Below are 14,533 nucleotides of genomic sequence, written 5' to 3'. Positions count from 1 at the left end.
CCGCCGGCCCCGACACGGTGGGATGACCCGGGACGCTCGGATGAGGGGATACGTCGTGAAGATCGTCGTGATCGGTGGGACCGGGCTCATCGGGTCGAAGTTGGTGGCCATGTTGGGGGAGCACGGGCATGAGGCGGTGCCGGCTGCTCCGAGTACCGGCGTGAACACGATGACCGGCGAGGGCCTTGCGGAGGTGCTCGACGGTGCGGCGGTCGTGGTGGACGTGTCGAACTCTCCCTCGTTCGCCGACGACGCGGTGATGGAGTTCTTCCGGACCGCCACCACGAACCTTCTCGCGTACTCCGCGAAGGCGGGAGTCGCGCACTACGTGGCGCTGTCGGTGGTGGGCACGGAGAGGTTGGCGGAGTCGGGCTACTTCCGGGCGAAGATCGTCCAGGAGAAGCTGATCCGTGAGTCGGGCCTGCCGTACTCGATCGTGCACGCCACCCAGTTCTTCGAGTTCGTCAAGGCCATCGCGGATTTCAGCACGGTTGACGGCACGGTCCACCTGCCGCCGGTTCTGATCCAGCCGATGGTGTCCGACGACGTCGCCGCTGCGGTCGGTCGCGTCGCGGAGGGGGAGCCGCTGCACGGGCTCCGCGAGATCGCCGGCCCGGGGCAGTTCCGCCTCGACGAGTTGGTGCGCATCGGCCTCGAGGCCAAGGGCGACCCCCGGGAGGTCGTCGCCGACGAGCAGGCCCGCTACTACGGGGTGCGGCTGGGCGAGCGGACGCTGCTCCCTGGGCCGGATGCCCAGCTCGGGGAGATCACCTTCGAGGAGTGGCTCGCCCGGCAGTGAGCGCGAACCGATAGGACGGCGGCGGGCCGCCCGGTACCCGAGCCGGCAACTCGTCGCCGGACCGCGCGCGGACGCGGTTGCAGTCGTGGTGCGTGTTCGGCGATCAGGGCTGCTGCTCGAGGCGGTGGTCCGGCGGGTCGGGGTGGAGCCGCTGACCGCCGACGAACTGGAGCAGACTGGCCGCACCGGCACCCTCTCGTGGTTCTACGTCCGGGATGCGACCTGAAAGGCGCGGAGAAGATGACCGACGCCGACGTGCTGGGTGCGCGGCTCCGGCACGTCTGTTGGATCGGTGGCGGGAGCGGTGCGGGCAAGTCGGTCATCGCTCGTCGCCTGGCGGCCCGACACGGCCTCCGTCTCTACGCGACCGACGACATGATGTCGGATCACGCCGGCCGCAGCACGCCGGAGGACTCCCCGTTCCTGAGCAGATTCGCGGCGATGGACATGGACGAGCGATGGGCCAACCGTTCTCCGGAGACCATGCTCGAGACGTTCCACTGGTTCCGGGGCGAGGGCTTCGACCTGCTTGTCGATGATCTCCTCCGGCTGCCTGAGGAGCCTCGCGTGATCGCCGAGGGCTTCCGGTTGCTGCCGTTTCTCGTGAAGCCTCTCCTCGGCGTGCCCGGTCACGCCGTCTGGCTTCTCCCGACGCCCGACTTCCGCCGGGCCGCGTTCGAGGCACGCGGTTCGTTGTGGGAGATCGCCCGGAAGACCAGCGATCCGGAGCGGGCCCTGCGCAACCTGCTGGAACGCGATCGAATGTTCACGGAACGTCTTTACGGAGAAGCGAAGCAACTCGGACTGCACATCATCGAGGTCGATACCACGATGACGGAGGACGATCTGGCAGGGCGAGTGGCGGAGGTGTTCGAACTCTGACTCCGCGGAGGCCGGCGAGCGGGAGGGTCGCCGCGCTGAGCGGGCCCGCCGTGTCCTACGACCAGGACGTCAACCACTCCGGAGGCGCCAGGAGCTCCGCTAGCGCAGAGATGCTCCGGGCGGCGTCGGAGCGTCCGGGCTGTCTGCGGTGGCGCCGTCGTCTCCCGGGCCATGGCCGCGCTCGAGATCGTGGTCGGCGTGAAAGAGGGCCTCCGTCAGCAGCCGCCGGACGTGCTCGTCGGCGGCCGTGTAGTACACGTAGGTGCCTTGGCGGCGGCCGCGCACGATTCCGGCCAACCGCAGCTTCGACAGGTGCTGACTCACCGCGGTGGGTGCGGCACCGACCAGCTCTGCGAGGCAAGCGACCGACGTCTCGCCCTGTAGCAGCGCCCACATGATCTTCATCCGCGTGGGGTCGCTGAGCATGCGGAACGCGTCGGCGGCGTGCTGAACCTGCTCGTCGTCCGGCATCCGGAACCCCGGCAGCGAGGCATGCATTCGGCGATTCTATCCATGCCTGCAGAACTGATGAGCTGCTCAGCAATGTAGCTCACTGCTTATATGCGTACCTGCGCAGGTACGCTCCTGCGCTGTGACGGTTGTGCAGGAAAAACCTCGACCCACTCGTCCGGCGCGGGCTTCCTGGGCATGGGTCTGGGCCGTGGCCGAGGCGCGGTGGGCGGTGATCGCCGCGGTGCTGTTCGCGGCCGGCGGGCTCGCCCAGCTGGCCGACGCGCCGGCCGTTCTGTGGTGGGGCCTCTACCTGGGGTGCTACCTGGCCGGCGGTTGGGAGCCGGCATCGGCCGGATTGCGCGCGCTGCGGCAACACACGCTGGACGTCGACCTGCTGATGATCGTTGCGGCGCTGGCGGCCGCGGCGATAGGTCAGGTGTTCGACGGCGCACTGCTGATCGTCATCTTCGCCACGTCAGGGGCGTTGGAGGCGGTCGCGACCCGCCGTACCGCCGATTCGGTGCGGGCGCTGCTCGACCTGGCGCCCGAGCGTGCCGTGCGGATCGGGCCACACGGACGTGAAGATGTGGTGGAGACCGCCGAGCTCGTCGTCGATGACGTCGTGCTGGTTCGTCCGGGGGAACGGATCGGTGCCGACGGAGAGGTGCTCGACGGCGTCAGTGAGGTGGACCAGGCCGCGATCACGGGCGAACCCTTGCCGGTACTCAAGCAGCCAGGGGACGAGGTCTTCGCCGGCACGGTCAACGGCACGGGGGCGCTTCGCGTGCGGGTCGAGCGCCCGGCCGCGGACTCGGTGGTGGCCCGCATCGTGGCGATGGTCGAACGGGCCTCCGCCACCAAGGCGCGAACGCAGCTGTTCATCGAGCGGGTCGAGCAGCGGTACTCGGCGGCCATGGTCGTGGCCACGTTGGCGCTGGTCGCGATTCCGCTTGCTCTCGGTGCGGCGTTCGAACCGACCCTGCTGCGGGCGATGACGTTCATGATCGTGGCCTCCCCGTGCGCGGTGGTGCTCGCGACGATGCCGCCGCTGCTGTCCGCGATCGCCAACGCCGGGCGGCACGGGGTGCTGATCAAGTCGGCGGTCGTCATGGAGAAGTTCGGCCAGGCCACGGTGGTGGCGTTCGACAAGACCGGCACCCTGACAGAGGGTGCGCCACGGGTCGCCGAGCTCGCCACGGTCCCGGCCGCCGGCATCTACGCCGACGAGGCACTCACCCTGGCCGCCGCCACTGAGCGGTCCAGCGAGCACCCGATCGCCCGCGCCGTGGTGGCGTTGGCTCGCGAGCGCAACCTGGATCTACCCGCCGCCGACGGCTTCACTTCGGCACCAGGTCAGGGAGTGAGCGCGACCGTCGCCGGCCGACGTGTCCGGGTCGGTTCCCCGGGCCTTCTCATCGCCGGCGGAGACGGGCCCGACGAGGAGACGATCCAGCAGGCTCGCGGTCTCGTCCGGAAGTTCGAGATGGGTGGGCGGACGGCCGTGGTCGTGCTCGCCGACGATGTTCCCGTCGCTGTGCTGGCCATCGCCGACCGGCTCCGCCCCGGCGCCCGCGAGACCGTCACTGCGCTGACCGCCCTCACCGGACACTCCCCGATACTGCTGACCGGCGACAACCAGCGCGCCGCAGAAGCACTGGCGTCCGAGGTCGGTATCACCGACGTGCGAGCATGCCTGCTCCCCGCCGGGAAGGTCGACGCCGTGCGCGCCCTGCAAGGCGACGGGCATCGGGTTCTCCTCGTCGGAGACGGCGTCAACGACGCCCCCGCGATGGCCACCGCCCACCTCGGCGTAGCGATGGGCCGGCAGGGCTCCGACCTCGCCCTGGAGACCGCCGACGCGGTCATCGTCCGGGACGAGCTGGACACCCTTCCGAGCATGATCGGGCTGTCCCGGCGGGCACACCGCGTCGTCCGGGCGAACCTGCTCATCGCCGCCACCGTGATCGTTCTGCTCGTCGGCTGGGACCTCATCGGCACGCTGCCCCTCCCGCTCGGCGTCGCCGGTCATGAGGGGTCCACGGTCATCGTCGGCCTGAACGGGATGCGGCTGCTGCACTCCCGTGCATGGCGTCAGGTCCAGGGCGGGCGCTCCCCGCGGCGGAGACCTTGATCGCGGAGCATCGGGAGATGCTGGAGCCGGTCGTATGCTGCAGGAGCTGACCGGCCGCCCGATGAGGAGCCCTGTGGACCACACACGCCTGTCGATGACACTCGGTGATGCGATCTTCACGCAGCGGGCGATACGCCGGTTCAGGCCGGACCCTGTGCCGATCGCCGACCTGGAACTGATCGTGTCAGCAGCGGCGAAGGCTCCGAACGGCGGCAACAGCCAGATCGCGCGTTTTCTCGCCGTGAACGACCCCGACCTGATCCGCGAGTTCGGGGCGCTCTACCGCGAGGCGTGGTGGGCGAAGCGTCGGGACGCGGAGGGCTGGACCGGGCCCGACGACCTGACCGAAGCCGAGCGCGTCCAATGGGCGTCATCCATGCGGCTGGCCGATGACATGAGCGGCGTTCCGTGCGTGGTCTTCGCCCTGTCCGTGCCGCCCAACGGGGCGGGCTCGGTTCTCCCGGCCACCCAGAACCTCATGCTTGCTGCACGCGGGCTCGGCATCGGTTCGGTGCCGACGACCCTCCACCCTTCGGTGGAGGACCGGTTCCGGGAGATGTTCGGGATTCCGGCCGAGGTGGCGTTTCACTTCGCGATCCCGCTCGGTTACCCGGCCGGGAGCTTCGGCCCGACGAAACGCCGAGCGACCTGGGAGACCACCTACCTCAACCGGTGGGATGGCGCCGTGCCGTGGGCACCGGCGGCAGCTTCGGCTGGTCCCAGCTCCTGACCGGCACCGACTTCAGCGGGGCGGGAGCGGTGCGCGCTCGGCCCGGCTCGCGGCAATGCGTTGAGTGGCCAGCTCGCGCGCCTGGTCGAGGTCGCCGCCGGTCAGGCGCTGGAGGATGTCCGACAGCGGTGTGATGCGGCCGCGACCTCCCCAGTAGCCGTCCGCGATCTCGGTCGGAAAGACCCAGACGCGGGTGGCGTCCCGGGGGCGGGCGCCCTCTTCGGCATCGAGGACGGCCTCGGTCACCTCGGCGACGACCCCCTCCCGCGCGGATCGGTCGAGCTGTCCCTCGGGGACCGTGACGACGATCTTGTATCGAGGTTCCTCGGCCGGTAGGCCCCCGACGTGAACGGCGACCGGCCGGTGCAGGAAGGCCCAGGAGACCGCGCGGGTCACCCGGTCCGTGGGGTCGAACCCCTCGTGCCTGATCAGGATGTCGGTGAGCCGGCCGAGAAGGGCCGCTTCGGCGTCAGGTCGCAGCGCGCCCTCGGGCACGTAGACGTCCAGCATGGGCACGGCAGCCTCCTGAGTTCGGTTATGCAACTCAGACCTACGCTACGCAGCTGAGTGGAGAACTCAACTCACTGGCGACGGGCGGCAGCCCGGCGACCGACCTGGACCACGTCCGGCCCGGGTCGGTCACCGCTCTGTTGCGAACAACGTGGTCCGCCTAACGCTCTGCGGCCGCCAGGGCGCTGCGGACGGCGTCGGCGTTCCCGGGCTCGCCCGGCGACTCCACGAAGTTCGGGTTCCCGCCGGCATAGATCGGGCCGTACGCCGGGGTGCCGGGCTGGAAGCGCCAGCCCTCGGCGAGCGGGCCGGCATCGACCGTGTCGTAACCGATCCCGTCGAGGAACGCCGTCACCGCTGCCTTTGCCTGCGCGTCGTCGCCCGTGATCGCGAGCGCGCTGCGCTCGGGAGAGCCGGCCGGCCGCGGCAGGGCCTGGAGGTGCCTGAAGAAGATGTTGTTGAAGCCCTTGACGACCTTGGAGGTCGGCAGGTGTTTCTGGAGCAGCTCACTGCTGGTGGTGGAGCCGTTGTCCAGCTCCGGGATCTGCCCGTCGCGCTGCGGGTAGTAGTTGTTGGTGTCGATCACGGGCTTTCCGGCGAGCGGTTCGACAGGCACGCTCTGATAGGCCTTCAGGGGGATGGTCACAACGACCACGTCGCCTGCCTCGCCTGCCTCGGCCGGCGTGGCGGCCCGGGCCCGCGGCCCCAGCTCGTCGACCAGTTCCTTGAGGGTCTCCGGCCCGCGCGAGTTGCTCAGCACCACGTCGTAGCCGCCGGCGACAGCCAGCCGCGCCACGGTCCCGCCGATCAAACCGGCACCGATCAGTCCAATTGTCGTCACATCGGCAGACAGCCCCGAAATGCGACGGTCTATTCCCGCGTGAGTGAGCGCGCGGTCATCTCCGCAGTCCGGTGCGTGCGACCTCGCCGTGGTGTGGCACCGGCGTCTCACCGGTGTGTCCGCGATGGTGGCCGTTCGGCGGGCCGGTTTCGTGGCGGTGGCGCGGCGACGGCGGTGTGACCGGACGTCCCGGGAAGGAGGCGTCGGAGCGGTCGCGCTGCGCAGGCGGCTGCCGGTACTCGGTTCGTGGGGGGAGCACCGCGGGTTGCGGAGGAAGCGTGCGCGGCTGCGGTGTGGGAAGCCGGTCGAACGTCGATCGTGGACGGTGGTCGGCTCGGATCCTGGGCGCTGGGGCAGACTGCGGCGGGTTCTCGGCCGCGGCGCGATGCCGTCCTGGCGTGGGACGGGGCCCGTTGCTCCAGCCCGCGGAGGGCACGACCGGAAGCCTGCTGGTGGTCGCCGTCGTGTCGCGACCTGCCGGTGTGCCGGCCGTGCGGGACGGCGCAGCAGGGGGCGGGTAGTCCCGGCCGAGCGTCTTGACGGGCCGGGCCGGGAGGATGCGGGCGAACCGTGTGGTCGCCGACGTGCTGTCCGCAGCCGCCCATCGCGGCCGGGCCACGGGAAAGCTGGTGGTGGGCGCGTTGGCCGGAGGGCCGACCGGCGCGCGGCCCGAGGCCGCGCCTGCAGCGATCGGGCCGACGGGCTGACTGGGCTGGTCGGGATGGTGCAGCTGGTAGAGCCGTGTGTAGCCGGGGTGACGGCCCAGGAGTTGCTGATGGGTGCCCATACCGGTGATCACGCCGCCGTCGAGGAACAGGATCTGGTCGGCGTCGGTGACGGTGAGGAGGTTGTGCGAGATGACGATCGTCGTTCGGCCACTCATCAGCCTGCGCATCGGCTCGAGCACCCGCTGCGTCGATTCGGCGTCCAGACCGGTGGTCGGTTCGTCGAGGAGCAGCACCGGTGAGTCGCGGATCATGGCTCGGGCGATCGCGAGGCGCTGGCGCTGGCCACCCGAGAGCATTCGGCCGCGCTGCCCGATCCGGGTGTCGTAGCCCTCGGGCAACGCGGAGATGAACCCGTGCGCGTCCGCGGCGACCGCAGCGGCGGTGATCTCCTGGTCGGTGGCGTCGGGTTTGCCGTAACGGATGTTGTCGGCCACGGTGCCGTCGAACACGAGGGTCTCTTGCAGAACCGCTGTGACGTTGCGCCGCAGATCGCTCAGCGACAGATCCCTCAGATCGCGCCCGTCCAGCGTGATCCGGCCGTTGGCGGGGTCGTAGAAACGGAGCATCAGCTTGGTCAGCGTGGTCTTGCCCGCGCCGCTCGCCCCCACGATCGCCACCTTGGTGCCGGGCGGGACCTGGTAGCTGATCCCGCGCAGGACCGCCTTGTCGGTGCCCGGGTAGCTGAACTCGACGTCCTCGAACCGAACCTCGCCAGAGGCACGGGCCAAGGTGCGGGGGACCTCGGGCTCGACGACGCCGGGCTCCTCGTCGAGGACCTCGATGATGCGCTCGGCGCTGGCGCTCGCGGAGTAGAGCGAGTTCCACAGGTTGCCGAAGCCGCTGATGGGTCCGTAGAGCTGGGTGAGGTAGGCGACGAAGACCAGCAGACCACCCAGAGTGATCCGGTTGTTGGCCAGTTCCCACACCGCGATGCCGACGACGAGCAGCACACCGATCGTCTCGAGCAGGCTGCTGAACGGGGAGAACAGCGCTTCGAGTCTGGTGGCGGTCATCTGGGCCCGGAAGCTGCCCAGGTTCTCCTCCTGGAACCGGTCCACCTCGTGTTCTTCACGGTCGTAGGCCTGAACCAGCGCGACGTTGCCCAGGGACTCCTCGGCCACCGCCGTGATCGAACCCGAGCGGCGCCGGCGCTCCCGTGAGGCGTCCTTGATGCGCCGCGAGAACACTCGGGCCAACAACAGGAACCCCGGCGCGGCGACGAATGCGGCCAGCGCCAGCTGCCAGTTCAAATAGAACATGGCGGCAGTGAAGAATGCGATCTGGAACGTGTAGCTCAGTGCCACGTTGACGCCGGTCAGGACCAGCGACTCGATCGCGCCGACGTCGCCGGTCAGGCGGGAGAGGATGTCACCGAGCTGGTTTCTCTCGAAGTATCCAAGAGATAGTCGTTGGATATGTGCGAAGAGTCGAACCCGCAGGCTGAGAACGAAACGCTCGCCCACCCACACCGACATGTACTGGTCGGTGAAGTTCAGTAGTCCCTCGAGCAGGGTGATTCCCAGGTACGCGGCGGCCACCGCCGGGAACAACCGGTAATCGTGCGGGGTCAGCACGTCGTCGACGAGGATTTTGAACAGCCAGACACTGACGGTTGCCAGCGCCGGGCTGATCGCGGCCAGCAACAGGCTCAGCACCATGCGCCCGCGGAACGGGCGGGTCTCGGGCCAGAACCGGCGGAAGATCGACCGGACCTTCAGTCGGGGGGCCTGCTCGACCAGCGACGTCCCGCCTCCGGCACCGTCGTCGTCCGCCGGTCCGTTCTCGGGCGCCGTGCCAGCGGAAATGGCATCGGCCGATACGGCTGACATGAAAGACCCCCTCCGTCACGCGGCCCCACCCGCGCATGTCGGGTGGGGCCGCGTGTAGTCAAGAAGCTCAGCGGCAGTGGCCGCCGGAGTGGTTCTTGCCACCGTCGTGACGGTTGTGGTGGTTGTGCTTGTGGTGCCAGCTCACCGGGCGGTGGTCGTGGTCGTCGTGACCGTGGCCGTGGTCATGGCCGTGGTCGTGCCCCTTCGGGGCGTCCTTGCATCCCTTGGAGGGGCTCCAGCCGAAGTTAGCCATGTCGTTCCTTTCCTAGCGTTTCGTACCTCGGGGAGCGAGGTCCGATTCGTGACCCCGGGGAGTGGGATCGCATCAGGTACATCGGAGCCCAACCGCAACCTGTTTCTCATGAACTCGTGATCTCGCCTGGATAGCGCAGCCGAACCTGGCGAATCCGGATGAAATCGGACAGATCGTGGATAGTCGGAATCCGTTGAAACCGGATAAAACTGGGCGCTGAGGTTGCTCCGAACAGTACGACCCGGTCAGGTTGGCCGCTGATCGGGTGAATCCCGTCGTGGCGGGTTCGTCCTGGGTATGCCCGTGCATTCCCGGACGCTCACCGGGTGTTCGCGCATCACCCGAGATCGCCGGGTTGCACCGCATCTGACCTGCGTAGAGATCAACGTAGTGACGCCGACCACTATGGAGGATCGGCGGAGGCGGGATCCGTTGTGGCGCGGAGTGATCGCAGGTTGCGGTGATGGCTCGGTGTTGCGGCCGACCACTGTGCTGCGGCCACCCTCACGTCGAGCAGTGCGTGCTGACGGCTCGCAACCGTCTGCCCGTCATATGTCTCGCCGGAGGGCGGAGAGCCCCCACAACTCGGCGATGCGCCCGTCGCGTACCCGGAAGATCTCCAGCATGGTCGGCGCCTGCTCGTCCGACACCCCGTGCACACTCGTGCGGACGGCGGCCCTGTCCCCTTCCACGACCATGTCCTCGACGACCACCTGGGCGTCGGGGAACGTGTCGTGGAAGCGCTGCCAGGACCGTGTGACTCCGGCCGGGCCGGTGGTGCCCAGCGGATGGCTGTAGAAGTCGGCGGTGAATATGGAGTCGGCGGCTTCGTGGTCGTGAGCGTTGAACGCCGCATACATCCGCAGGGCGGCTTCCCGCACCTCGTTGCTCATCATCGCTCCTGCTCGGTCATGTTCGTTCGGATGCGCCGCAGGGTGCGCAGGACTGTGTTCTGCTCAGCTGTGCTGATCCCGGCGAGCAGCCGTTCCTGGTACGCCTGGTGCGACCGCTCGAGGTCGGCAGCCACCTGCTCGCCTGCGGAAGTGAGTGCGGCGAGGGTGTAGCGGTTGTCCGCCGGGTCGAGGCGGCGGCCGGCGAGTCCCTCGGCCTCGAACTGCTTGACCAGTCGAGTGACGGTCGCGCCGTCGAGGCCCATGGCTTGGCGCAATGCGCTGTGGCTGGTCTCCCCGGCCCGTCGCAGCCGGACGAGCGCCTGCACCCGCTGGGCGTTCATGCCGACGTGCTCGGCAAATGCGTGCCGCAGGTCGCCGCAGGTCTCGGCGAGCTCGCGGAAGAACGTGTCCTCTGGTGTCTCCTCGGTCACCGATGATTTGTAGCCTCAACTCTTGATGACGTCAAACGTTGCCGGGGAACCGCGAGGGATCAGTAGCCGGGTGCGCGCTCGCCGTCGGTCTTCTCGGGGTCGGTGACGAGCAGGTGTACGGCCGGCACGTCGACCGTCCGCACGGTGACCGACAGCCGGTGCGGCGCGGCCGTGGTGGGGGTGAAGGGCGTGGTCCAGTCCTGCCAGCCGCAGCCCGCCGGTCTGCACTCGAGCTCCAGCAGTAGCGGCTGGTCCGCCAGTACCCCGCCCGCCGGATCGGTGAGGCGGACGTGCAACTCCACGGAGGCGCTGGGGTCGGTGCCGCTGTCGTCGTTGATGGGGTTGACGAACAACGTGTGCTCGACGCCGGGGTGCTCGACGTGGATGTCGAACTCGCGAACAGGGGCCGGGGCGCCTACCGCCACCCCTGTCGAGCCGTCGGCGTCCACCTCGAACAGGGTGGTCCGCGCGATGCTCGAGTCGAGCCAGTAGGCCCCCACGCCGAGGAGGCTCCCGACGACGAGGATTCCGGCGGGGACGGCCCACCCGACGTTCCGTAGTCGGGTGCCGCCGCTTACCTGCCCGTACACCGCGAGCGCCGCGAAGCCGGCGCCGCAGCCGACTCCGACCAGCAATAACACGATGCTCGTCGACACGCCCGGAGGTCGGTGGCCCGCCGATCTTCGTTACGACGCGGGTCTCCGCAGCAGCCGGCAGCGCCGATCTGTGCGGCCGGTCCTTCAGTCGGCCTCGCTCGGAACCTCGATGATCACCCCGAGCAGCTGTGCCTCGGCGGCGTCGAGGTAAGCGCGCAGTTCTGCGAGTGCACCCGCCCGGTCCCCCGCGTCGAGCAAGGTGGCGATGCGGCGGTTGCCCTCGATGTAGGGCTGGTGCAGGTCCTGGTGATCGGGCATGAGGAGGAACGCCAGCCTCAGCTCGGCCAGTACGTGCTCGAACATCGCGGTGATGTGGGTGCTGCCGCACGCCTCCACGAGAACGCGGTGGAAGTCGATGTCGGCCGTGCCGACCGCGTCCCAGTCCTCGCGCTCGGCAGCCTCGGTGGCGGTCGCGACGCGTGCGGTGAGTGCGTCGCGAACGTCGCTGTTGTGGAGAGCGGCGTCGATCCCGAGCGGCTGGATGAGACGGCGGGTCTCGTAGATGTCGCGCACATCGGCGGCGGTCACGGTGCGCACGTACACCCCACGGTGGAGAGCGTGCTCGACCAGCCGCTGGTGGGCGAGCAGCCGGAATGCCTCGCGAACCGTGTTGCGGGAGATCGCGAGGGCCGCGGCCACGGCTTCCTCCCGCAGCTTGGTGCCTGGCGGCAGCTTCCCGTCGGCGATCTGCCGCCGGAGCGTCTCGGCGGCCTGCTCTGCGGTGCTCACGCGCTTCGGCAGGGCTGGGAGCGCCATCACGGCGTCGACCGGATCGGCCGCGGTCACGGGGGCCACCTTCCTTCGGTTGGCCGTCACCCTACCCCGGCCTTCGTAGGGTGAGTGGACCTCCCTCTTGTTAGATTGTTGACAATCCCTACTGTGACTGGCATCTCACCCCACGTCGAAGGTCGAGGAGAACCGATGTCAGCTGCGTCCGTGGAACGAGCTGCTCTGCAACCGTCCTCAGTCCGCCGGGTCGTCGTCGCGAGCCTCGTGGGCACGTCACTCGAGTGGTACGACTTCTTCATCTACGGCACGGCCGCGGCGCTCGTGTTCAACCAGCTGTTCTTCCCGAGCTTCGAGCCGCTCGTGGGCACCCTGCTGGCCTTCACCACCTACGCCGTCGGATTCATCGCCCGCCCGCTGGGCGGCATCGTCTTCGGGCACTACGGCGACAAGGTGGGACGAAAGAACGTCCTCGTTGCCACGCTGCTGCTGATGGGCGTGGCGACGTTCGCGATCGGCCTGATGCCGACCTACGCGACGATCGGCGTTTGGGCCCCGGTACTGCTGGTGGCCCTGCGCTTCCTGCAGGGACTGGGGCTCGGCGGGGAGTGGGGCGGGGCCGTCCTGATGACTCTCGAGTCCGGCGACCCCCGCAAGCGGGGGCTCAACGCGAGCTGGCCGCAGGTCGGGGTGCCGATCGGTCTTCTGCTCGCCAACGGCGTGCTGTCGTTGATGGGCGGGGTCACCGGGGACGGCGCGTTCCTGTCCTGGGGTTGGCGCGTCCCGTTCCTGCTCAGTGGTCTCCTTGTGCTTGTCGGTCTCTGGATCAGGTTGTCCGTCGCGGAGAGCCCGCTGTTCCAGGAGGTCGAGACGAAGCAGGTCAAGGCGAAGGCGCCGATCGTCGACGTGTTGCGGCGGTACCCGCGGCAGGTGCTTCTGGCCGTCGGGGCACGGCTCGGAGTGGATGTCGCGTTCTATCTGTTCGTTCTTTTCATCACCACCTACGTCGTGACCTACCTGGAGCTACCCCAGAGCTACGCCCTCAACGCCGTGCTCATCGCCGCGGCGTGCCAGGTGGCGTTCATTCCGTTCTTCGGTTCGTTGTCCGACCGGATCGGTCGGCGGCCGGTCTACCTCGCGGGGGCGATCGGGGCCGCGATCTGGTCGTTCGCGTTCTTCGCGCTGCTCGACACCGGGAGCTTCCCGCTGATCGTCGTGGCCGCCGTCGTGGCATTGGTGCTGCACGCTGCGATGTACGGCCCGCAGGCGTCCTTCATCGCCGAGATGTTCCCGACGCAGGTGCGCTACAGCGGCGCCTCCATGGGGTACCAGCTCGCCGGTGTCGTGGGAGGTGCACTGGCTCCGATCATCGCGACGGCCTTGTTGAGCAGCTACGACAGCTCAGTGGTGGTGTCCCTGTACGCGGTGGTCGTCCTCGCGGTCACGGTGCTGTGCGTGCTGATCGCGAAGGAGACCGCGCGGACCGATCTCACCGCCGGAGATGCGGAGTTCCGGGCCGGCGTCGAGGACCGGAGCGCGCCCGTACGAGACGGCAGCGGGCCGTGTTGATCACGGTGGTGGTCGCCGGGCTGGCTGTGCTGGTCGGGATCGCCGTGATCATCGGATGGGCCGACGCACTGGCGCGCAACGGGGCGTGGACGAGGATCGCCGCCGCCCGTCACGCCGTCTGGCTCGACGAGCAGCAGCTCGGGGCCGGGATCGGTCGGCCGAGGTGCTTCGACTGCCCGTTGAACCAGACCAATCGGTGACCACCCGGAACACGTCAGGCGGCGTCGAGGGCCGGGCCGAGGTGGGCTTCCTCGTAGGCGTAGTGCTCGTCCAGGTCCTCGGCCAGCCGGTGAAGGTCGTCGCGCAGTCGCACGGCGACCTCGCGCGAAGGTGCTGCGGTCAGCAGGGCCAGCGTCTCGGTGATCTGCACGTTGAGCGCGGCAACGGCTTCGTGCTCGCGCGTCAGGTGGTCGAGAGCGGGCTTGAGTTCGGGGAAGTCGGCAGCCAGGCGCGGGAAGACGCCGCCCTCGCGGGAGTGGTGGGCGTGCAACGCGCCGCAGAAGGAGAGGCAGTGCCGCTGGAGCTCGTTGGCCGAATCGGGGAGTCGCCCGTTGCCGGCCAGGTAGGTGTCGACCGCTGTCAACGTGTCGTCGAGTTGTTTCCGGAGGCCGGCGTGGATCTCCTTCAGTTGCGCGGTCGCGGCGCCGACCCGCGCCGGCGTGAGGGCGACGACCTGGATCACGCGGGAGGTGTTCTGCTGATAGGCGGCGAAGGCGGGCTCGCGGGTCGCTTGTTCGTCGTACAGGCGGTCGCGCTCGGCGCCGGTGACTTCGGTGGCGAGCGCGTCGTACCTGGTGTCGCCGATCTCGACGGTGACGGTCGGGTTGGCCCGGAGGTTGTGGAGCCAGGCGGGCGACTGCGGGCGACCCGCGTTCGTGGCGAAGATGATCAGGCGACCGGCGTCCTCGGCGAACGCGATCGGGGTGGTGCTCGGACGGCCTGAGCGGGCGCCGGTCGTGGTCAGCAACAGCAGGTTCGCGTCCTTGAACATGCCGCCGAGCGCCGCCGGGACGCGGCCGGAGTTGGCCCGGAACTCGTCGATGACCTCGCGGTTGGGATCCATGCGGTTACCCTCACCCTGCCTGAGTAGTTTAGCTTTGCA

At 69.1% G+C, this 14,533-nt stretch carries 17 protein-coding genes; 7 read left to right on the top strand and 10 right to left on the bottom strand.

Annotated elements, in window-relative coordinates; genetic code table 11:
* Positions 1–40 precede the first annotated feature (40 nt).
* The 3 genes from ACQPZQ_RS43000 to ACQPZQ_RS42990 all read left to right on the top strand — a co-directional run bounded on the left by ACQPZQ_RS43000 (position 41) and on the right by ACQPZQ_RS42990 (position 1,681).
* Positions 41–799 carry an SDR family oxidoreductase gene (locus ACQPZQ_RS43000; RefSeq protein WP_433290209.1) on the top strand — a complete coding sequence of 253 codons (759 nt, stop codon included), beginning with the start codon at positions 41–43 and terminating at the stop codon, positions 797–799.
* Positions 800–884: 85 nt separating this feature from the next.
* Positions 885–1,025: a hypothetical protein gene (locus tag ACQPZQ_RS42995; protein ID WP_433290208.1), complete on the top strand. Its 141-nt coding sequence runs from the start codon at positions 885–887 to the stop codon at positions 1,023–1,025.
* A 14-nt stretch (positions 1,026–1,039) separates the two neighbouring features.
* Positions 1,040–1,681: a hypothetical protein gene (locus ACQPZQ_RS42990; RefSeq protein WP_433290207.1), complete on the top strand. Its 642-nt coding sequence runs from the start codon at positions 1,040–1,042 to the stop codon at positions 1,679–1,681.
* A 99-nt stretch (positions 1,682–1,780) separates the two neighbouring features.
* Here the strand turns inward: ACQPZQ_RS42990 and ACQPZQ_RS42985 are convergent, their stop codons facing one another.
* Positions 1,781–2,179 (bottom strand): ArsR/SmtB family transcription factor, encoded by a 399-nt coding sequence (locus ACQPZQ_RS42985; RefSeq protein ID WP_433290206.1) that lies wholly within the window; start codon positions 2,177–2,179, stop codon positions 1,781–1,783.
* A gap of 103 nt (positions 2,180–2,282) precedes the next feature.
* Between ACQPZQ_RS42985 and ACQPZQ_RS42980 the strand changes: the two genes are divergently transcribed.
* On the top strand, positions 2,283–4,265 hold the full coding sequence (locus ACQPZQ_RS42980; RefSeq protein WP_433299661.1) for a heavy metal translocating P-type ATPase: 1,983 nt from the start codon (positions 2,283–2,285) through the stop codon (positions 4,263–4,265).
* A 73-nt stretch (positions 4,266–4,338) separates the two neighbouring features.
* The gene (locus ACQPZQ_RS42975; protein ID WP_433290205.1) at positions 4,339–4,995 is read left to right on the top strand and encodes a nitroreductase family protein; all 657 of its coding nucleotides are present in this window, start codon (positions 4,339–4,341) and stop codon (positions 4,993–4,995) included.
* A gap of 12 nt (positions 4,996–5,007) precedes the next feature.
* Here ACQPZQ_RS42975 and ACQPZQ_RS42970 read toward each other — a convergent pair whose 3' ends face one another.
* The 8 genes from ACQPZQ_RS42970 to ACQPZQ_RS42935 form a co-directional block, all read right to left on the bottom strand.
* The gene (locus tag ACQPZQ_RS42970) at positions 5,008–5,511 is read right to left on the bottom strand and encodes a hypothetical protein (protein ID WP_433290204.1); all 504 of its coding nucleotides are present in this window, start codon (positions 5,509–5,511) and stop codon (positions 5,008–5,010) included.
* 154 nt (positions 5,512–5,665) lie between these two features.
* On the bottom strand, positions 5,666–6,346 hold the full coding sequence (locus tag ACQPZQ_RS42965; RefSeq protein WP_433290203.1) for an NADPH-dependent F420 reductase: 681 nt from the start codon (positions 6,344–6,346) through the stop codon (positions 5,666–5,668).
* A gap of 55 nt (positions 6,347–6,401) precedes the next feature.
* Entirely contained in the window at positions 6,402–8,903 is a 2,502-nt protein-coding gene (locus ACQPZQ_RS42960) for an ABC transporter transmembrane domain-containing protein (RefSeq protein ID WP_433290202.1), read from the bottom strand.
* A 67-nt stretch (positions 8,904–8,970) separates the two neighbouring features.
* Positions 8,971–9,156 (bottom strand): hypothetical protein, encoded by a 186-nt coding sequence (locus ACQPZQ_RS42955; protein ID WP_433290201.1) that lies wholly within the window; start codon positions 9,154–9,156, stop codon positions 8,971–8,973.
* Between the two features lie 548 nt (positions 9,157–9,704).
* Entirely contained in the window at positions 9,705–10,049 is a 345-nt protein-coding gene (locus ACQPZQ_RS42950; RefSeq protein WP_433290200.1) for an ester cyclase, read from the bottom strand.
* Positions 10,049–10,480, bottom strand: a complete 432-nt coding sequence (locus tag ACQPZQ_RS42945; protein WP_433290199.1) for a MarR family winged helix-turn-helix transcriptional regulator — start codon at positions 10,478–10,480, stop codon at positions 10,049–10,051. Before ACQPZQ_RS42945 ends, ACQPZQ_RS42950 begins: the two co-directional genes overlap by 1 nt.
* Positions 10,481–10,539: 59 nt before the next feature.
* Complete coding sequence (locus ACQPZQ_RS42940) at positions 10,540–11,136, bottom strand: hypothetical protein (RefSeq protein ID WP_433290198.1); 597 nt, start codon at positions 11,134–11,136, stop codon at positions 10,540–10,542.
* 84 nt (positions 11,137–11,220) lie between these two features.
* Positions 11,221–11,922 (bottom strand): GntR family transcriptional regulator, encoded by a 702-nt coding sequence (locus ACQPZQ_RS42935; RefSeq protein ID WP_433290197.1) that lies wholly within the window; start codon positions 11,920–11,922, stop codon positions 11,221–11,223.
* Between the two features lie 135 nt (positions 11,923–12,057).
* On the opposite strand from ACQPZQ_RS42935, the gene ACQPZQ_RS42930 reads away from it, so the two are divergent.
* Both ACQPZQ_RS42930 and ACQPZQ_RS42925 read left to right on the top strand, forming a co-directional pair.
* Entirely contained in the window at positions 12,058–13,431 is a 1,374-nt protein-coding gene (locus tag ACQPZQ_RS42930) for an MFS transporter (RefSeq protein ID WP_433290196.1), read from the top strand.
* Positions 13,425–13,631, top strand: a complete 207-nt coding sequence (locus ACQPZQ_RS42925) for a hypothetical protein (protein ID WP_433290195.1) — start codon at positions 13,425–13,427, stop codon at positions 13,629–13,631. The genes ACQPZQ_RS42930 and ACQPZQ_RS42925 overlap by 7 nt, the downstream gene beginning before the upstream one ends.
* A gap of 14 nt (positions 13,632–13,645) precedes the next feature.
* Here the strand turns inward: ACQPZQ_RS42925 and ACQPZQ_RS42920 are convergent, their stop codons facing one another.
* Positions 13,646–14,494, bottom strand: coding sequence for a nitroreductase/quinone reductase family protein (locus ACQPZQ_RS42920; protein WP_433290194.1), 849 nt, complete (start codon positions 14,492–14,494; stop codon positions 13,646–13,648).
* Between the last annotated feature and the right edge of the window lie 39 nt (positions 14,495–14,533).

It is taken from the genome of Pseudonocardia sp. CA-142604 (assembly GCF_050948475.1).
In the GTDB taxonomy this organism is placed as follows: Bacteria; Actinomycetota; Actinomycetes; order Mycobacteriales; family Pseudonocardiaceae; genus Pseudonocardia; species Pseudonocardia alaniniphila.
Note: the sequence above shows the minus strand (reverse complement) of the source record. Positions and strands in the feature narration are given on the sequence as shown.